The organism is Niallia sp. FSL M8-0099 (assembly GCF_038006945.1).
GTDB classification, from domain to species: Bacteria; Bacillota; Bacilli; order Bacillales; family Cytobacillaceae; genus Niallia; species Niallia circulans.
The window spans coordinates 555,672-576,549 of sequence record NZ_JBBOWF010000002.1 but is presented as its reverse complement, the minus strand read 5'-3'; the positions used below and the strand labels follow the sequence as shown (position 1 = coordinate 576,549).

The 20,878-nt window shown below is 36.8% G+C and carries 15 protein-coding genes and 1 pseudogene; all 16 read left to right on the top strand.

Features of this window, described 5'->3' with window-relative positions:
• Positions 1-894 carry an ABC transporter permease gene (locus NSQ92_RS17685; RefSeq protein WP_047943901.1) on the top strand — a complete coding sequence of 298 codons (894 nt, stop codon included), beginning with the start codon at positions 1-3 and terminating at the stop codon, positions 892-894.
• Between the two features lie 186 nt (positions 895-1,080).
• Entirely contained in the window at positions 1,081-2,235 is a 1,155-nt protein-coding gene (locus NSQ92_RS17680; RefSeq protein ID WP_172865658.1) for a Gfo/Idh/MocA family protein, read from the top strand.
• 19 nt (positions 2,236-2,254) lie between these two features.
• Positions 2,255-2,422, top strand: a pseudogene (locus NSQ92_RS17675) (Gfo/Idh/MocA family protein); the annotation flags it as partial.
• Between the two features lie 774 nt (positions 2,423-3,196).
• Positions 3,197-4,129: a Gfo/Idh/MocA family protein gene (locus NSQ92_RS17670; protein ID WP_082138410.1), complete on the top strand. Its 933-nt coding sequence runs from the start codon at positions 3,197-3,199 to the stop codon at positions 4,127-4,129.
• A 410-nt stretch (positions 4,130-4,539) separates the two neighbouring features.
• A complete protein-coding gene (gene secA, locus NSQ92_RS17665) occupies positions 4,540-7,059 on the top strand; it encodes a preprotein translocase subunit SecA (RefSeq protein WP_341152993.1) in 2,520 nt (839 codons plus the stop codon).
• Positions 7,060-7,388: 329 nt separating this feature from the next.
• Positions 7,389-8,493 (top strand): peptide chain release factor 2 gene (gene prfB / locus NSQ92_RS17660; protein ID WP_336044398.1). Its coding sequence is split into 2 segments (ribosomal slippage): positions 7,389-7,460 and positions 7,462-8,493, totalling 1,104 coding nucleotides; the frame shifts between segments, so codons are not numbered across the junction.
• A gap of 243 nt (positions 8,494-8,736) precedes the next feature.
• Positions 8,737-9,720, top strand: coding sequence for a glycosyltransferase family 2 protein (locus tag NSQ92_RS17655; protein WP_047943905.1), 984 nt, complete (start codon positions 8,737-8,739; stop codon positions 9,718-9,720).
• Entirely contained in the window at positions 9,717-10,145 is a 429-nt protein-coding gene (locus NSQ92_RS17650) for a GtrA family protein (RefSeq protein WP_047943906.1), read from the top strand. The genes NSQ92_RS17655 and NSQ92_RS17650 overlap by 4 nt, the downstream gene beginning before the upstream one ends.
• Complete coding sequence (locus NSQ92_RS17645; protein ID WP_047943907.1) at positions 10,142-11,827, top strand: DUF6044 family protein; 1,686 nt, start codon at positions 10,142-10,144, stop codon at positions 11,825-11,827. The genes NSQ92_RS17650 and NSQ92_RS17645 overlap by 4 nt, the downstream gene beginning before the upstream one ends.
• Before the next feature lie 142 nt (positions 11,828-11,969).
• Entirely contained in the window at positions 11,970-12,770 is an 801-nt protein-coding gene (bacA, locus tag NSQ92_RS17640) for an undecaprenyl-diphosphate phosphatase (protein ID WP_047943908.1), read from the top strand.
• Between the two features lie 407 nt (positions 12,771-13,177).
• Entirely contained in the window at positions 13,178-13,996 is an 819-nt protein-coding gene (locus NSQ92_RS17635; protein WP_047943909.1) for a YitT family protein, read from the top strand.
• A 675-nt stretch (positions 13,997-14,671) separates the two neighbouring features.
• Positions 14,672-15,358 carry a cell division ATP-binding protein FtsE gene (ftsE, locus tag NSQ92_RS17630; RefSeq protein ID WP_047943910.1) on the top strand — a complete coding sequence of 229 codons (687 nt, stop codon included), beginning with the start codon at positions 14,672-14,674 and terminating at the stop codon, positions 15,356-15,358.
• The gene (gene ftsX / locus NSQ92_RS17625) at positions 15,348-16,241 is read left to right on the top strand and encodes a permease-like cell division protein FtsX (protein WP_047943911.1); all 894 of its coding nucleotides are present in this window, start codon (positions 15,348-15,350) and stop codon (positions 16,239-16,241) included. The genes ftsE and ftsX overlap by 11 nt, the downstream gene beginning before the upstream one ends.
• Before the next feature lie 207 nt (positions 16,242-16,448).
• The gene (locus NSQ92_RS17620) at positions 16,449-17,849 is read left to right on the top strand and encodes a murein hydrolase activator EnvC family protein (RefSeq protein ID WP_336044399.1); all 1,401 of its coding nucleotides are present in this window, start codon (positions 16,449-16,451) and stop codon (positions 17,847-17,849) included.
• 216 nt (positions 17,850-18,065) lie between these two features.
• Positions 18,066-18,404: an ArsR/SmtB family transcription factor gene (locus NSQ92_RS17615; protein WP_047943913.1), complete on the top strand. Its 339-nt coding sequence runs from the start codon at positions 18,066-18,068 to the stop codon at positions 18,402-18,404.
• A gap of 260 nt (positions 18,405-18,664) precedes the next feature.
• Positions 18,665-20,848, top strand: a complete 2,184-nt coding sequence (locus NSQ92_RS17610; protein ID WP_047943914.1) for a heavy metal translocating P-type ATPase — start codon at positions 18,665-18,667, stop codon at positions 20,846-20,848.
• Positions 20,849-20,878: the final 30 nt, after the last annotated feature.

The following is a 20,878-nucleotide window of genomic DNA, read 5'->3' as shown; positions in this document are numbered from 1 at the left end:
GTGAGAATTGTGGAGAATACCATTAAGGGTGGTATAAACAATCCTACGGAAGCAAGTGTACCTAAGAATAGTAAAGTGGCAGGATTACTAAAACTGCTCTATAAATTTCTAACATGGCTTTTAATAATAGTATGTATCACCTCCATTATTGGTATGACGATCGCTGTATTACTAACTGCCTTCGGAACAGAATGGTATGGTACTTTCCTTCCAGCAGGGTACACAGTGGACTGGTTTGTTCAGGCTTGGCAGGTTTATGAAATAGGTCACTTTTATAAAATAACTTTACAAATTGTTGTAACTGCGACCATTATATCATTGTTGCTAAGTATTCCAACTGCATATGTATTGGGGCGTAAGTCCTTTCCTTTTAAAGAAGGCTTGATTAGTTTCTTTCAGATGCCTTTTACCTTACCAGAACTTGTTTATGCCATACCTGTTGCTTCCATTTTTTATTCAACAGGTCTAGCGGAAACAATTCCTGGCTTAATATTAGTTAACTTAATTGTCGGTATTCCGTTTTCTGTTTTCATTTTGCTGCCATTTATGGAATCGCTGGATCCAAGATTGGAATGGGCTGCTGAATCCTTAGGTGCAACTAAATTTAAATTATTTAGTAGAATTGTTATCCCGCAATTAGTCCCTGGGTTAACGGCTTCTGCCATTAATATTTTCATTCGTATGTTTAGCACATTTACCATTATCCTATTAATCTCCGGACCGAAGACACAGACGCTAAGTGTTATGGTATTCAGTGTCCTTCAAGGAGCAGGTTCCCAGCCGCAGCCTATGCTTAATTCACTAGCATTAACATTAATGTTTCCATTGTTGTTATTTGCTTTTATTAGTTTATGGATTTCCAGCTTTACCCAAAGACGGCTTGGTAAAAAATAAAATGATAATTCGCTGATTCCGAAAAAAATATTTATGTGAAATAGTCGCATAGAATTACTTAGAAGCATTTCAAACAAAGAAGACTGCTAGACTTATATGAAACGTAAAGAAGGTATTTCTAGGAGATTAACGATTCTAAATCTCTTTTAACAAGAATAAATAGATTAAGGAAAAGGAGAGGGTTTTGTGCTAAACGTAGCTATTATCGGTTCAGGAGCCATTTCATCTGCTCATATTGAAGCATATCAACAATTTCCTGAGCGCTGTAGGATTGTTGCCTTATGTGATTTGTATCCTGAAAAGGCAAAAAAACAGGCCGAGGAATTCCATTTGAATGCAACCGTGTACGAAGACTATCAAATGATGCTGGAGCGAACAGACATTGATTTAGTTTCGGTGTGTACGCCGCCTTATACTCATGCAAAAATTGCCATTGATTTTCTTGATGCTGGAAAAAATGTATTGGTGGAAAAACCAATGGCTTCTTCTTTAGAAGAGTGTGATGCCATGAATGCAGCGGCAGAAAGAAATAACAAGTTATTGTCCGTCATTTCGCAAAATCGTTTTCAAAGTCCAATGATGAAGTTAAAGAGCGTACTAGATACGAAAATGATGGGACCGATTGTCCATACACAGATTGATTCCTTCTGGTGGCGCGGGCATAGTTATTATGATTTATGGTGGCGAGGTACTTGGGAAAAAGAAGGCGGTGGTTGTACCTTAAATCATGCAGTCCATCATATTGATATTTTTAAATGGATGAATGGAATGCCATCAGAGGTAACTGCTGTGATGAGTAATGCCTCCCACGATAATGCAGAAGTTGAGGATATTTCTATTGCTATTTGCCGTTATGATGATGGCAGCCTTGCACAAATAACAAGCTCTGTTATCCATCATGGAGAAGAACAGCAGTTAATTTTTCAAGGGAAAAATGCTAGAGTCTCCGTACCATGGAAAGTAAAAGCGTCTAAATCAAAGGGAAATGGATTTCCAGAAGCGGATATAGAACTGGAAGAAAAAATTCAGCGCTATTATGAGCAGCTAGATGATATTCCATATGAAGGGCACCCTGGGCAAATCGACGATGTGTTAACAGCGTTGGAACAAGGAACAGCAGTGCTAGTAGATGGAGAACAAGGCAGACAAACACTTGAGCTTATTTCAGCAATCTATGAATCTGCGAGTACAGGGAAAACCATTAAGCTGCCATTAACAAAAGATAATTTATTCTACACAAGAGAAGGTACACAGACAAATGCAATTCATTTTTACGAAAAGAAAACAGCCATTGAAAATTTTGAAGATAATGATATTACGGTAGGCGGTAAATATGAGTAATATGAAGGAGGAGAAAAATGTGAATAAAAATGATGGAATGAATTATGCGCCGAAAGGTCAAGTAAATAAGGTAGTCGCAGAAGGGGAATTTCTGTTTGCTGCGATTGGCTTAGACCATGGGCATATCTATGGGATGTGTAATGGATTAATAGAAGCAGGCGGCACGTTAGTAGCTGTTTATGATCCAGGTGCGACACGTTTCTAACGGAAAAGGTTAGACACTAAGGTTCTTTAATCACCTTAGGAGAACTAATTTCTCGATAGGTGGAATGAAGAGGTAACGCTCTGAAACGCCTACTCTAATACTCCGACATGCCATTTCTATGGTTAAATAGATTGGTATGAAGCTCGGTGAAGTCGGCAGAGAGATACCGTAAGTTGATAAGGGGCTTTCCTTGTCAATCACGAAAGCTGTCTAGCGGTAGATGGTGTATCCTATATGCCGGGAGTCCATAAAGTATCTATGGTTAGAATGAATAGGGATATACTGACAAATCTCCGAATGTACGGTTCTAGACATAAATGCTGTAGAAATGCAGCAGGTGGCAAAATTGCGATCGTATGGATGGGTAAGTAAGAATCTGGATTATGAAAGCCCATAGCTTGTTACAGGCAAGTTATACATACAGGACCATAGGAGAGACCTAAGGATATATGGGAAGGATAGAGAAATTGGAACGTGGAAAGCGGAAGGATGTGGAGGCATTAACCTGCTTATGAAGCAGTTCTGTATATAAAGGGGAATAACATAACCTATTAAAACAGATTAACCTTTCGTGAGAGTGGAGTCACAGTACCTATGAAACCATGATAATAAATGGGGGAGGGATAGGCTCTAGTTGGAAATTTCCAAGAATGCTAGATACATAATAAATAACACACGATTCTTTTGGAATTTTCAATGGAACGCCGTGTGAGGTGAAAGTCTCATGCACGGTGTGAAGTGGGGGAAAAGCTGGAGATGGCCTCAAAGGTTTACCTATCACTATATGATGAAAAAGTGCAAAAATTTATCCAAACCTATCCACAAGCAAGGGCAGCAGCGTCAGAAGAGGAAATCCTCCAAGATAAAACGATTCAGCTTGTAGCAAGTGCGAATATTCCAGTCCAGCGTGGTCCACTAGGGTTAAGAGTATTAGATGCTGGGAAACACTATTTTGTGGATAAACCTGCTTTTACTACAATGGCTCAAGTCGAGCAAGCAAAGCAAAAAGTAGCAGAGACTGGTCTAAGATGGGGGATTTATTATAGTGAACGATTACATGTAGAAAGTGCCGTATTTGCTGGTCAATTAATAGAAGAAGGAGCGATTGGCCGGGTTATTTCTGTTATGGGAACAGGGCCTCATCGTGCTAATGTCAATAGCCGACCTGACTGGTTCTTTGATCCAGAGCAATATGGCGGAATTTTAACGGATATTGGCAGTCATCAAATCGAGCAATTTTTACATTATGCAAATGCGAAAAGTGCAAAAGTTCTCCATAGTACGGTTGCTAACTATCACTATAAGCAATACCCAGAATTTCAGGATTATGGGGATGCAACCTTGGTGGCAGATAATGGCGCTACCTTTTATTTCCGTGTCGATTGGTTTACTCCGGATGGGCTGGGAACTTGGGGAGATGGCCGTGTGACAATTATTGGGACAGAAGGCTATATTGAAGTCCGAAAGTATATTGATATAGCACGCAGCAAGGAGGGGAACCATTTATTTTTGGTAAATGGAGAAGGAGAAAAATACTATCAATTAAGCGGTAAAGTAGGCTATCCATTTTTCGGTCAATTTATTTTAGATTGCATAAATGGCACAGAAAATGCGATGACGCAGGAACATGCCTTTACTGCTGCGGCATTATGTATTGAAGCACAGGAAAAAGCGATAAAAATCGAATAGGTCTATTAAAAGATTGTTAGTGAATTGGCGATAGCCAAAACAAATAAAACGAGAGTGCAGAATAATATTCATGCCTCTCGTTTTATTTGTTTTGTGTCCGTCTGCTTGATAGAATGCTTTGTTTTACTAGGTATAAGTTGTCACGCTATTGTGGAAATGGTAAGATGTATAGATGATACTAGTTTCATTTTAAAGAAAAATGGGTATTTAGCGATCATTTTTCTTCTATAATATATAGTATTACGTCAGTCTTATAGATAAATAATCAAAAAATGGATTTTAAAGGATGAAATCACAGGATAAGTTAACAAAGAAGACAAATATTTTTCATCTGTTTTTAATGAAAAAAAGATAGTCTTCCCTTTAACTAGTGCGATTTCTCATTATAATAGAAAAAGGAGCGTTTTTTAATGCTTGGAATTTTAAATAAAGTATTTGATCAAAACAAACGCGATATTAAAAAATTAACTAAAATTGCGGATAAGATTGAATTGCTTGCAGATGAAACGGCAGCATTATCGGATGAGCAATTAAAGGGAAAAACAGAAGAATTCAAGGCGCGATTCCAAAAAGGGGAAACATTAGACGACTTATTGGTAGAAGCATTTGCAGTTGTTCGAGAAGCAGCAAAGCGTGTGCTTGGACTTTATCCATATCCTGTCCAGTTAATGGGGGGAGCCTCCCTTCATGACGGTAATATTTCAGAGATGAAAACAGGGGAAGGTAAAACGTTAACTGCGACAATGCCTGTATATTTAAATGCTCTCTCTGGCAAAGGGGTCCATGTTGTTACAGTCAACGAATATCTTGCTACTCGTGATGCGGCAGAAATGGGACAATTATATAATTTTCTTGGTTTAACCGTGGGCCTTAACTTAAATGGCCTTTCAAGAGAAGATAAGCAAGCTGCGTATAATGCAGATATTACTTATGGAACAAATAATGAGTTTGGTTTTGACTATTTGCGTGATAACATGGTTCTTTATAATGAGCAGAAGGTACAAAGACCATTGTATTATGCCGTAATCGATGAAGTCGATTCTATTTTAATTGATGAAGCACGTACACCGCTTATCATTTCCGGTTCTGCGCAAAAATCAACACAGCTGTACGTTCGTGCCAACATTTTTGTCAGCAGCTTAAAACCAGAAAAAGATTATACGTATGATGAAAAAACAAAGGGTGTTCAATTAACAGAAGAAGGAATGTCCAAAGCAGAGCGTGTATTCCAAATTGAAAACCTCTTTGATGTTTCCAATGTTGCGATTAATCATCATATTACCCAAGCGTTAAAAGCCCATGCAAGTATGCATAAGGATGTAGACTATGTGGTTCAAGATGGTGAAATTGTCATTGTTGACCAATTTACAGGTCGTCTGATGAAAGGTCGCCGCTACAGCGATGGTTTGCATCAAGCAATTGAAGCAAAGGAAAACTTAGAGATTCAAAATGAAAGTATGACCCTTGCAACCATCACATTCCAAAACTATTTCCGTATGTACGAAAAGCTTGCAGGGATGACTGGTACAGCGAAAACAGAAGAAGAAGAATTCCGCAACATTTATAATATGAATGTTGTTGTTATTCCAACAAACCGTGAGATCGTTCGTGATGACCGCGCAGATTTAATCTATGCTTCTATGGATGGGAAATTCAGAGCAGTAGTGGAGGACATTGCCGAGCGCCACAAAAAAGGCCAACCAGTACTTGTCGGTACAGTTGCGATTGAAACGTCTGAAATTATTTCTAAATATTTGACGAAAAAGGGCATTCCACATAATGTCTTGAACGCGAAAAACCATGAAAGAGAAGCGGAAATCATTGCAACTGCCGGAGAACAAGGTTCGGTGACAATCGCAACGAATATGGCAGGTCGTGGTACGGATATTAAACTTGGTGAAGGTGTAAAAGAATTAGGCGGATTAGCCGTTATCGGTACAGAGCGTCATGAAAGTAGACGTATTGATAATCAGCTTCGTGGTCGTTCTGGTCGTCAAGGAGATCCAGGGGTTACACAATTCTATCTTTCGATGGAAGATGAATTGATGCGCCGTTTTGGTTCCGATAATATGAAAAATATGATGACAAGACTAGGCATGGATGATTCTCAGCCAATTCAAAGTAAAATGGTCTCTCGTGCTGTAGAATCTGCCCAAAAACGTGTTGAAGGAAATAACTTTGACTCACGTAAGCAATTGCTGCAATACGATGATGTTCTTCGTCAACAACGTGAGATTATCTACTCACAACGTAACGAAGTATTAACTTCGGAAAATCTGCGCTCTATTGTAGAAAATATGATTAAATCATCATTAGAGAGAAATATCCAAGCGCATACTCCAGATAATGCTGATAGAGAAAGCTGGGATTTACAAGCGATCGTGGATTATGTAAGTGGAAATCTTCTTAACGAAGGCGAAGTAGAAGTAAGTGATCTTCGCGGAAAAGAAGGCGATGAAATCGTTGAATTTATTTTCGCGAAAGTACTACAAAGCTATGATGAGAAAGAAGAGAAGCTTTCTCCTGAGCAAATGCGCGAATTTGAAAAAGTTATCGTGCTCCGTGCAGTAGACAGCAAGTGGATTGACCATATCGACCAAATGGATCAGTTACGCCAAGGTATTCACCTTCGTGCCTATGGACAAATCGATCCGCTTCGTGAATATCAATCAGAAGGTTTTGCTATGTTTGAAGCAATGGTTATTGCTATTGAAGAAGATGTCGCAAAATATATCATGAAAGCAGAAATCCGCAATAATCTGGAAAGGGAAGAAGTGGCAAAAGGCCAAGCAGTAAACCCGAAAGAAGAAGGCGGCGACAAGAAACCAAAGAAAAAGCCAGCAGTAAAACAACTAGATATCGGACGTAACGCACCATGCTTCTGTGGAAGCGGCAAGAAATATAAAAATTGCCATGGAGCAAATTTATAAAAGAATTTCGTGAGCAGCCTATCTTTCCTTTTAAGGAAGGATAGTTTTTTTTAATTGGCTTTGGTTTGCGGAACAAGTTTGTAGGGGGAAAAGGAGAGTTATAAAAGTTGGGGGAGTCGCAAATAAAGTGAGAAGAGTCGCAAGTAATGCAGAAGAATCCGCAAGCATATTGAATAAAAACCGCAACTAATCCTCTCTCACCGCCGGTAAAATCATTATCCACCATGAAATTAACAGGAAAACATGCATTTTTTTTCAAAAAGCCATATAATACATAAAGGAAGTAGTAAACTACCTAGAACTATAATTTATATAAAAGGGTGACATGAATGGAATTAGCAGATATTCGCAATGAGTTAGAAAAGATAAATGAAACACTAGAAAACTTTAGGGGGTCTCTTTGACTTAGAAAACAAAGAGGCGCGTATTGCTATGTTAGAAGATGATATGCTTCATCCTGATTTCTGGAATGATCAGCAGGCTGCTCAGACCGTGATTTCAGAAAGCAATGCATTAAAAGATCAAGTTCATGAGTTTTATAAATTAGTGGAGACTTTTGAAAACCTTGAGTTAACATATGAATTGGTGAAAGAGGAAGACGATGCTGAACTTCGTGCGGAGTTGGAAGAGGAGCTTACAGAATTAGTCGGTCGTTTAAGTCAGTTCGAGTTAAATTTATTATTAAGTGGACCATATGATAAAAACAATGCCATCTTGGAACTTCATCCAGGAGCTGGTGGAACAGAGTCTCAAGACTGGGGCAGTATGCTTTTACGTATGTATACAAGATATGCAGAGAAAAAAGGCTTCAAGGTGGAAACTTTGGACTATTTGCCAGGGGATGAAGCTGGGATTAAAAGTGTAACATTGGCGATTAAAGGCCATAACGCTTATGGATACTTAAAAGCAGAAAAAGGGGTACACCGTTTAGTTCGTATTTCCCCGTTTGATTCATCGGGGCGCAGACATACAAGCTTTGTATCTTGTGATGTAATGCCTGAGTTTAATGATGAAATTGAAATCGAAGTTCGTACAGAAGATTTAAAAATTGATACGTACCGTGCAAGTGGAGCGGGTGGTCAGCATATTAACACCACGGACTCTGCTGTACGTATTACACATATTCCAACAGGGGTTGTTGTTTCCTGTCAAACAGAACGTTCCCAAATTAAAAACAGAGAAACAGCCATGAAAATGTTAAAAGCGAAATTATATCAACGCAAAATTGAAGAGCAGGAAGAGAAGCTTGCAGAAATCCGCGGTGAACAAAAAGAAATTGGGTGGGGAAGCCAAATCCGATCTTATGTTTTCCATCCATATTCTATGGTGAAAGATCACCGCACCAATACAGAGGTCGGGAATACACAATCTGTTATGGATGGTGACCTTGATATCTTTATTAATGCTTATCTTCGTTCAAAAATTAATGCCTAATAAATGCGAGTCAAATTCGGAATGGATTAGTGTGTGCTAATCCATTCCGAATTTGGCTTTTTTATTGGAATTTCAGGAAAATGTATCCGTTATCACTAGCATTTCACTATTTTTTACATATTTTTCATATAATTTTTTCCAATTTATGAAACTATTCTACAGTTTTATCGTCTTACTTAAGTGGGATAATTTAAAAGGGATATTTGGTTTGAGCAATAAACGGAAAGAAAAGAGGTAGTACAAATGCAAAAAACAATATTAACCATTGCAGTACCATGTTTCAATGAGGAAGAGGTATTTGAGCAGACAATGGGGAATTTACGTACTGTTTTGCGCGATTTAATGGAAGAAAATTTAATCAGTGAACAAAGCCAATTATTGTTTATTGATGATGGCAGTAAAGATGCGACATGGGAGAAAATAGAAAATGCTACTTTGTTTGACCCGTTAGTTAGTGGAATTAAGCTATCTAGAAATTTTGGTCATCAGCGGGCATTATTAGCTGGTTTAGAAGAGGCTGTGAAGTTTTCAGATTGTGTAATAAGCATCGATGCTGACCTTCAAGATGACACGAGTGTAATCAGAGATTTCATAATAGAGTATTTAAAAGGCAATGAGATAGTTTATGGGGTAAGAAGTAAGAGAGAAACAGATACTTTTTTCAAAAGAAATACTGCCCAGGGCTTTTATCGTTTAATGGAGAAAATGGGATTATCCCTTGTTTATAACCATGCTGACTACCGATTGTTAAGTAAAAGAGCGATTGAGGAAATGCTTCGCTTTAAAGAGTCTAACTTATTTTTAAGAGGGATTGTCCCTTTACTAGGCTTTAAATCAACAAAGGTTTATTATGAGCGAAAGGAACGAGCGGCAGGAGAATCCAAATATCCGTTCCGTAAGATGATTGCTTTTGCTTTAGATGGAATCACTTCTTTTAGTGTCAAGCCAATCCGTCTTATTACCATACTAGGTTTCTTATTTTCTGTTATTAGCGTATTTGCTGGTGTATATGCCATCGTCCAAAAATTTATGGGGCATACAGAATCGGGATGGACTTCTATAATGATTTCTGTTTGGCTGCTTGGTGGATTAATGCTTATGAGTATCGGTTTAATCGGTGAGTACATAGGAAAAATTTATGAAGAAGTGAAGCAGCGGCCCCGTTATATTATTGAAAGCAACCTATGCAAAAAAATAGAAAATAGATCAAAGGTACAATCTAGATGAAGGATAAATCATTTCTAATATTTTTAGTAGTTGGTCTTATGAATACTTTTATTGGTTTAACAATGATTTATTTATGCTTAAACGCCTTTCATTTCGACTATTGGGCCGCAACTTTTATCGGAAATGCTGTAGGAGCATGTGTGAGCTACTTTTTAAATAAGCGATTTACATTCAAAAGCAATGCCGCTCTAGGAAGCAGTGGACTTCGCTTTATTGCCGTAATTTTAGCCTCTTATCTGCTGGCATATAAAGCTGGGTTAGTGCTGGTTGAAATGTTGCTTGGTGAATGGAACGTTTTCGCTTCCTATACAGATGAAATCGCCGTTCTGTTTGGAAGTGGCTTCTATACCTTGTTAAATTATGCTGGACAAAAATATTTTGTTTTTCCAAAAAGATATCAACAAAATGCTAGGAGCGTCAAATGAATTATCTAAAAAGAGAAAGAACGTTTTTTTATATAGCAATTGCCATTATTTTCGTATGGGTACTTCCTTATTTTGTGTTAAATGAAGATGCACATATGCGTGTGCATGATAATCTAGATTCTAATTTGGGCTGGTATGAGGTGATGAAAGATAACGGAATTGCCTTCTCGCCATTACATACACCAGTGGAACAAATTATGAATGGGGAATTTTCGAGAGACACCTATTATTCAGAGTATTATGCAATGGTGTTTCTATTTCAATTCTTGCCACCTGTTATTGCCTATGGCCTTTGCCAAGCAATAACACATTTTGTTGCTTTTATTGGCATGTATTTATTATTGAAAAAATATGTGATGAAAGAGGAGCATAATAAAGCTTATATCCTAACTATTGGGGTGGCGCTTGCCTTTAGCTTAACACCTTATTGGCCATCAGGAATGCTTAGTATTCTTGGAATGCCTCTTGCTTTATGGAGTATGCTGAATATTTATAAGGGGGAAAGAAGCTGGAAAGATCTAGCCGTTTTAACGCTACTTCCTTTCTTTTCCACCTTTGTAATCGGCTTTTTCTATTTCCTAGCTGTCATGGGGCTGTTCTGGCTATATGACTTCGTGCGGAATAAAAAAAGCAACTGGCCATTATTTTTCGCCATTTTGTATATGACAATGGTTTATTTGGCAATCGATTATCGTCTTGTTATTTCGATGATTGCCCCGATATCCGATGAATTAACGAACAGAGATGTATTTTACCAGTCAAAGTTGAATTTTGTACAAACCTTAAAGCTTGTAGGTAAAAATTATGTATTCAGTCATAATCAAGATCGAACCATTCATCAATATATTATTTTACCATTGACTTTATTTGGATTACTCTTTATTCTTTTGAAAAAACAGTGGCGTGAAAATAAACTATACATCGGTCTTCACCTATTGAATATTGTCTTATCCACATGGTATGCTTTTTGGTTTTTCGAAGGCTGGCAGCCATTAAAAGAGAAGTTTGGTATTTTAACAAGCTTCAATTTTGCGCGCTTCCATTATCTGCGCCCAATGATTATTTATGTTTTATTTGCTCTTACCTTAAAAATGTTATGGAAGAACCGTAACATGGGCCGAAAGTTAGTCTATGTGCTGATTATTGGTCAATTACTTGTTTTAGTACCGACAAATGAACAAATCATGTACAAAAATCAACCAAGCTATAAAGCATACTTTGCTACAGAACAGTTTACTGACATAAAGAAATATATTGGAAAACCGCTCGACCAATATAGAGTAGTGAGCATCGGTATTCATCCGAATATAGCACAATACAATGGCTTGTATACCCTTGATTCCTATAGCAATATTTATCCACTAGATTACAAGCTTCAATTCAGGAAAATAATAGAGCCAGAGCTTAATAAAAATAAAGCATTAAGAACCTATTATGATGACTGGGGCGGACGATGCTATATTTTCGTCGATGAATTGGGCGAGAATTATATGTACTCAAAGCGCTCCAATAAAGAAATCAATCATTTACAACTAAATGTAGAAGCATTGAAAGAGATGGGTGGCCAATATATTCTTTCGGCGGTTCCAATAAATAATGCTGCAGAAACTAATCTCACCTTTATGAAGGACTTCGAATCAAAAAATAGCAATTGGCATATTTATTTATATAAAGTGATGTGAAAGAATGCCTGACTTCTCGTTATCAAGAAGAAGTCAGGCATTTTTTTATTTTTGATTCTAGATAGGAAGGTAAAAAAATATATTAAAATGGACAGGCGTTAATAAGCATTTTTACACATACCTTTCTTATAGGAGGAGCTTCATGGAGATTATGATTGCTATTATATTAGGAATAGTGGAAGGATTAACCGAGTTTGCACCTGTTTCATCAACGGGACATCTTATATTGGTAGCACATTTACTGGAATTCACAGGGGAAAAAGCAAAAACATTTGAGATTATTATTCAGCTAGGAAGCATTCTTGCTGTTGTATTTGTATTTTGGAGACGAATTTTAAGTATTCTTGGAATAAAAAAATGGCAGGCAGAAGAGGATGTTGGGACATTAAGTATTTTTCATATCGCAATTGGCATTATCCCGTTTGGGGTAGGTGGCATCCTGTTCTATGATTTTATTAAGGAAGTGCTTTTTCGGTCAGGAACGGTCGTGATCACCCTTATCATTGGCGGCTTACTGATGCTTGCAGCCGAGAAATGGAAGCCCCGTAGCCCTACAGCAGAAACACTCGATCAGGTTACGTATCAGCAAGCCTTTACAGTTGGAATGTTTCAGTGTTTTGCGTTAGTACCAGGATTTTCTCGTTCTGGAGCGACTTTATCTGGCGGAATTCTTGCTGGTATGAGCCATAAAGCAGCATCTGAATTTACATTTATTATGGCCATTCCTATTATGGCAGCAGCAACAGGAAAAGACTTATTCGAAAGCTGGAACTATTTATCCCCACAGGATCTTCCTCTTTTCTTGACTGGATTTATCACTGCTTTTGTTGTTGCATTATTAGCAATCAAATTCTTTTTGAAACTGATCAATAAAATTAAACTTGCACCCTTTGCCTATTATCGTTTTGTACTTGCCTTCCTCTTTTGGATTTTTATTTTATAAGCTTGGAAGAAAGGCCTCGCAGTACTTTTGTTGTGAGGTCCCATTTTTCTATCCAAACTGTTCGTAAAGGTCTGTTTAGTTTCATACAGAAATACGGCAAATAACAAAACCCCTCTAAAGAATATTTCCATTATTTCATCGCTTTACCACGCTAATTTGCCACCATTTACACTTCAAATAATAGATGATATACTCTCTGCTTGGAAGAATCATTTTGTTTTTAGAAGCAGAAAACTGGGGAAATGCACATCGCTTCCTCTTTTTTATGTGGATTTTTTCTATAGAATAAGCTGAATAGTAAAACCATGTCATATTCTTGATTATACTTTTTAACATAAAAAAGATTGTCGAATACGAACACCAAGTATATATGACATAAACTGACAAGAAAATAGAGGTGTAAAAAAATGAAATGGCGCGAATATATTTATGTGCTAATAGGGTCGGCTATTGTCGCTTTATCCTTTAATTTATTTTTATTACCTAATAATATTGCATCTGGCGGTGTAAGTGGAATAAGCACTATTACGAAGGCGGTATTCAAGTGGGAGCCAGCCTATGTACAGTGGGCCTTTAATATTCCATTATTTGTGTTAGGGGTTATATTATTAGGAAGAAACTTTGGAGTGAAAACATTAATAGGTACCGTATTTTTGCCATTTGTTGTGTATCTCTCTAGAGGATTGGAGCCATGGACCAATGAACCTTTATTAGCTGCGATATATGGCGGAATCGGTATTGGCCTGGGGATTGGTATTGTTTTTAGAGGCAAAGCATCTACTGGCGGCACAGATTTAGCCGCACAAATTATCAACAAATATACAGGAATTTCGTTAGGAAAATGTGTAGCTCTGATCGATGGCGTAATCGTCATCACCGCTTCTATCGTCTTCAGTATTGAACAAGGTTTATATGCTTTAATTGCCCTATTTGTAACGAGCAAAACCATTGATTTGGTTCAAGTGGGCTTTGGCAGTTCCAAAATGACTTTAATCATTACAGATAAGCAAGAGGAAGTAAGAGAAGGGATTTTAAATAAGATTGATCGTGGCGTAACAAGATTAACAGCGCATGGTGGTTATACAGATTCAGAAAGACCTGTTTTAATGTGTGTCGTAGACCAATCTCAATTTATCAAGCTCAAGCAATTAGTACAATCAATCGATGAAACAGCTTTTGTTGTTGTAACAGACGCTTCAGAGGTTCTCGGGAGAGGGTTTAAATAAATAGTAAATGAGAGTATCTTTTTTAGATTTGATTCGTGAAATAGGAATTGGACTAAAAAAGATATTTTTTTATGTTGATTTTAACAGAAAAAGGGAAAAAAGCTGACCTGTTTTTGTCGAATTTTTCTTTTTGCTCCTATAAAAGCAGACAAAATTAATTTTATGAACTTTTTTGCCGCCTAAAAGCATCCCTTCATTATGTAAATACTGGATATATTAATGTGTGTTTTTAGGTATATAATACTATTTATCAAGGAAAATTACAAAAATAAAGGGGAAATAGGTCGATTTGTAGTACTATATTAATAGGAAATGCTGGTATGTGCTGAAATCAATAGTACTTTATGTTATGTTTGAAAAGAAAATGTAATAATTTTTTACATTAATTTGTCGTATTATGATGATATAATAATTTAAGTAAGAAAAGGAACAACCTGCAGAGATTGCAGATTGTCACTTTTAGTCGTTTGAAACTTGTCGAATTTTGGTTTTTGAATCATATGGAAAAGTGGAAGGAATAAGTGAAAGAAATAAAACTTATTGCTAGGGGATAAATTCATAAACCAAATCACTTCTATCATAACTCTTCAGTGATTCGTTTATGTTTTCAAACTTATATGTACCTTCTTCGCTTTTCAATAATCCATACAAAAAATAATTCAGGTGTGATAATAGATGATAGAAATGAAAAATGTAATGAAGAAGTATGCGAACGGTGTAATAGCCGCTAATGGAATAAATGTTAGGATTAATCAAGGTGAATTTGTTTATGTAGTAGGACCAAGTGGTGCAGGGAAGTCTACGTTCATTAAAATGATGTATCGTGAGGAAAAGCCCACACAAGGAAGTATTCGAATAAATGGTATTAATTTAGAAAAATTAAAAGATAAGAAAGTTCCGTTATTAAGAAGAAACATGGGAGTTGTCTTTCAAGATTTTAAACTTCTTCCCACGTTAACTGTTTTTGAAAATGTGGCTTTTGCATTAGAAGTTATTGAAGAAAACCCAAAAAATATAAAGAAAAAAGTCATGGATACTTTAGAGCTAGTTGGATTAAAGCATAAGGCAAGAATGCTGCCAACAGAATTATCTGGAGGAGAGCAGCAGCGTGTTTCGCTTGCACGCTCGATCGTTAATTCTCCTAAACTGGTAATTGCAGATGAACCTACAGGTAACCTGGATCCCGAAACGTCATGGGATATTATGAATATTTTTGAAACGATAAATAATAGAGGAACAACCATTGTAATGGCAACACATAATCGTGAAATTGTTAACACGATTAAGCATCGTGTTATTGCTATTGAGGGCGGCAGAATTGTAAGGGACGAAACGAGAGGTGAATACGGCTATGAAGGCTAGAACAGTAGCGAGACATACAAGAGAAAGTTTTAAAAGCCTTCTTCGTAATGGTTGGATGACATTTGCCTCTGTCAGTGCGGTAACGATCACATTAATTCTTGTTGGTGTTTTTTTCGTTATTATGATGAATTTAAATCATGTAGCGACTTCCATTGAAGAAAATGTAGAGATCAGAGTGCATATTGATGTGGCAGCAACGAAAGAAGAGAAAAGCGCTCTAGAAGAAGAAATTAAGGGGATTCCTGAAGTTGGTAGTGTTATCTTCTCACCTAAAGGAGAAGAACTGGACAACTTAATCACTAGTCTAGGAGAAGATGGGGATGCCTTTAAACTTTTTGAACAGGATAACCCGTTGAATGACGTATTTGTGGTGAAAACAAAAGATCCGGAGGATACATTAGCTGTAGTAAAGAAGATTGAGAAATTTGAACATGTTGCAAAAGTAAGGTATGGACAAGGCACGGTTGAAAAGTTGTTTAGCGCAATTAATTTGAGTAGAAACGTGGGAATTGTCCTGATTATTGGATTGCTATTTACAGCGATGTTCCTAATCTCTAATACAATTAAGATTACAATTGTAGCAAGAAGAAAAGAAATTGAAATTATGCGTTTAGTAGGAGCGACTAACTGGTTCATCCGCTGGCCATTTTTCTTAGAAGGTATGTGGCTGGGCCTATTAGGGTCGATTATCCCGATAGCTGCAGTTAGCGCAATATATTACTATGCATATCAGTTCTTAATTGCAAAATTAGCAGGAAGCTATATTAAAATTCTGGATTATACTCCATTTGTATTCCAAGTATCCGGATTACTTCTAGTAATGGGAGCGGTGATTGGAATATGGGGTTCCGTAATGAGTATCCGCAAGTTTTTAAGAGTGTAAAGTAGTTGTCGTTAAATAAATTAGTCTTATGGTCAATAGCTTGAAGAGCGAGAACTACAGTGCTTCAAGCTATTATATTGGAAAAAATGCTGTTTTCTAAAGATTTGTTGGCTATTGTTTAGACTTGGGGATTGAGTAATAAAAAAGAGAGAAAGCATCAGGTTTACCAACTTTACGATTGGTATACGGGGGAGGAGCTTGTACTAAATGAAAAAGAAACTAGCAAAATTAACACTTGTATCTACACTAAGTGTAAGTAGTATGATCGCTTATACATCTATTACGGCATCACCAGTATCTGCCCAAGGTTCAATCAGTGAATTGAATAAGGAAAAAAGTAATATTGAAAATAAGCATAGTAACGTAAAGAAAAAACTAGATGATTCATCCAATAAATTAGATGATATCCATTCTAAACAAGATTCAGTAGAAACAGAGATTAAAAGAATAAATACTTCTATCTCTAGTACACAAGTCAAAATTACAGAGAAAAAAGAACAAATTTCCACTACGAAAGAAGAAGTAAAAAAATTAGAGAAGCAAATTGAAGAAGTAACAGCAAGAATTGAAAAAAGAAATGAATTATTGAAGGAACGTGCAAGATCTTATCAACAAACAGGTGGTATGGTTAATTACCTAGATGTGTTAATGGGTTCACAAAGCATCAGTGATTTTATTGATAGAGTTGGTGCAGTAGCAACAATCGTAGAAGCTGATCAAACAATCATTAAAGAACAAGAAGCAGATAAAAAGTTATTGGAACAATCCAAAGCTGAGCTAAAGTCAAAATTAAATGCACTTGAAACCATGCTTGCTGATCTTGAATCACTGAGTTCTCAATTGAACGCAGAGAAAAAAGAAAAAGATAAATTAATGGCTCAATTGGAAAAAGAAGAAAATCATGTTCATGCAGAAATGCTCTCTTTAGAAGAGGAAGAACAGCTATTGAAGGATCAACAAGTGGCGATGGAAAAAGCAATCAAGTTAGAGAAGGAAAGACAAGCTGAATTAGCAAGACAAGCAGCAGAAGCAGAAAAACAACGAAAAGCAGCAGAAGCAAAGGCAGCGGCTGAAAGAGCTGCAGCACAAAAGCAAGCGGCTAATAATACAAAAGCTACTTCTCAAGCAGCTTCAAAAACAACTGCTTCATCTAATAGCGGAAGCAATTCTCCTGCATCCAAGCCAAAAACTTCTGTATCATCTGGCAGCTTTACCCGTCCAGCAGGTGGAGGATATTTATCTTCAGGGCTAGGTCATCGCTGGGGGACTTTCCATGCAGGTGTTGATATTGCAGCGACTGGAACAGTTCCAATATACGCAGCTGCTGATGGAGTAGTTATTAGATCATATCCTTCAAGCAGTTATGGACAAGTTATTTTTATTAGTCATTATATTAATGGTCAACAATACACAACAGTGTATGCACATATGAGAGAAGGCAGCCGTTTAGTAAATGCAGGTGATGTCGTTTCTAAAGGACAACAAATCGGTACAATGGGTAATACAGGTGATTCTACTGGTCAGCATTTACATTTCGAATTGCATAAAGGGCCTTGGAATCAAGCGAAATCCAATGCTATTAACCCAGTTGGAATTGTTCCATTGTAATAGAATAGTATAGTATTAGTTTATCCGAAATAAGGAGAGTTAAACCTAATCTCTTTGTTCTCCGAAACCTGACTTTATGGCGTTCATTTTAAATGAACGCCATTGTTTTTTGTTGTTAGAACCGATTTTAGCAAGAATCATGTTACTACAGAAAGCAATCATTTCTATGCTATAATAGATGGAAAGGTTTGTAATAATAAAGGGGTAAGAATAGAGATGAGCGAATTTAATGAGAAAAAGGAATCAATGAGTTCCATAAATAAGTTTGAATTGGATGAAGAAACATTATTTATTGTTTCTCAAACATTTAAAGCATTATCAGACCCTACCAGAATAAAAATTCTCCATCTATTATCAAAAAAACAACATTCAGTTAATGAAATAGCAGAAAGCCTAAGTATGCTTCAATCCACGGTTTCTCATCAGCTTCGCTTTCTAAAGAATTTGCGTTTAGTTAAATATAAACGCGAAGGAACTACTATGATTTATTCATGTGATGATGAGCATGTAATGGGCGTGTTAAAACAAATGATTGATCACGCAAGACATCATTAAAAAAATACCAATTAGATGGACTGTAGAAGCTTCTATAATAGATAGATGAATTCTACAGTTTTTTTATAGCCATTTCTGATTAAAGTGTTTTTACTCTAAATTTTAATGGTATTTTTTATACAAAAAATCTGAAAATGGATTGACACTTTTATTAGACTATTCATATAATATAAATATGAGTATATGAATATTTGTGCATATATTAAAAGTAGAAGTAATTGTATATAATAGATCAAAATTAAAGGAAAGAAGGGAAAGGAATGGAGGAAGAGAAGCAGCTGCGGAAAAAAGAATTTATATTAGAAGGCTTGGACTGTGCAAATTGTGCAATGAAAATAGAAAATGGAATAGCATCCATTAATGGAGTCAGAGAATGCACGGTTAACTTTGCTACACAAACATTACATTTACAGGTCGATGAAATAGAAGAAAAGAGTATTTTAGCAAAAGCAGAAAAAACAATCACAAGACTAGAGCCACATGTAAAGATGGTAGAAAAGAGGAAAAAAGCTACTTCTCCATCTCCTGATCATCCGCTTCACCACGATCACGATCACGCTCATGGTCATGAGCATGACCATGACCATGGTACAGAGAATACAAAGAGATTAATTGGAAGATTAGCAGCTGGAACGATTGTTGCAGCAATTGGATTTTTTGCTCCTTTAAACGGAATATCGGAATTTGCTCTTTTCTTTTTGGCCTATTTAATTGTTGGAGGAGACATTTTATTTAGAGCGATAAAAAATATTTTACGTGGGCAAGTATTTGATGAGCATTTTCTTATGTCTATCGCTACATTAGGAGCTTTTGCTATTCAGGAATATCCTGAAGGAGTAGCTGTTATGCTTTTTTATCAAATAGGCGAGTTATTTCAGGGGATAGCTGTCAATCGTTCTAGAAAATCGATTACTAGCTTAATGGATATACGACCAGACTATGCCAATGTAAAAGTTGGCTCTGAACTGAAGAAGCTATCTCCAGAGCAAGTGAACATCGGAGATATTATTATCGTAAAGCCTGGAGAGAAAATTCCGCTTGATGGGCGAGTGATAGAAGGAAGCTCTTCTGTCGATACATCCGCTTTAACAGGAGAGTCCATTCCGCGAGATATAGAAATCGGCAATGAGGTGCTTAGTGGTTATATTAATAATCAGGGTGTATTAACAATCGAAGTAACAAAGGACTTTGGAGAATCAACTGTTACGAAAATACTGGAGCTTGTTCAAAATGCCAGTAACCGCAAAGCTCCTACTGAAAATTTTATTACTAAATTTGCAAGATATTATACACCAGTAGTAGTAATAACAGCTGCATTATTAGCTATCGTACCACCACTCTTAATAAGTGGTGCTACTTTCTCAGACTGGCTGTATCGGGCCCTTGTCTTTCTTGTTATCTCTTGTCCTTGTGCGCTTGTTGTTTCTATTCCATTAGGATTCTTTGGTGGAATTGGCGCAGCATCTAAAAAAGGAATTTTAGTAAAAGGAAGCAATTATTTAGAAGCTTTAAATGATGTGAAGTATGTTGTTTTTGATAAAACTGGTACTTTAACAAAAGGAGTATTTGAAGTAGATTCCATTCACCCAGCACCTAGATTTGCAGAAAAAGAAGTGCTGGAATATGCAGCATATGCAGAAGTGCATTCTAATCATCCAATTGCTGAATCCATTCGCAAAGCATATCAGGGACAGATCATGGAGGAACGCATAGGAGAATATCAAGAATTATCGGGTCATGGAATTATGGTAGAGCTAGATGGAAAAAAAGTGTTAGCAGGTAATCAAAAACTGATGATAAAAGAAAATATCAGCTATTTACCAAACGAAGAAGTCGGAACAGTTATTTATGTGGCAGCAAATCAAGAATTCATCGGTTCTATTGTTATTTCTGATCAGATAAAAGAGGATGCAGAGAAAGCCATCCAACTACTAAAAGAACAAGGAATTAAGAAAACGGTGATGTTAACTGGTGATGCTCAAAAGGTTGGCTCTAAGATTGGGGCTCTTTTAAAAATAGATGAAGTTCATGCAGAATTATTGCCACAGCACAAAGTAGAAGAAATCGAAAAGCTTGATCAACATAAGCAAGCAAAGGAAAAAATTCTCTTTATTGGAGACGGCATAAATGATACACCTGTTCTGGCAAGAGCAGATGTGGGAATGGCAATGGGAGGTTTAGGTGCTGATGCAGCAATAGAGGCAGCAGATATCGTCCTTATGACAGATGAGCCTTCTAAAATAGCAACAGCACTGTCTGTTGCAAAACGGACCCGCCGAATCGTGTGGCAGAACATAATATTTGCTTTAGGAGTTAAAGCAATCTTTTTACTACTAGGCGCATTTGGGATTGCAACGATGTGGGAAGCAGTTTTCTCTGATGTAGGTGTTACTGTTCTTGCCGTTATTAATGCAATGAGAGTATTGCATGTGAAAGGGTTATAAAGAGAGAATTTCCGAGAGGGGACTCATTTC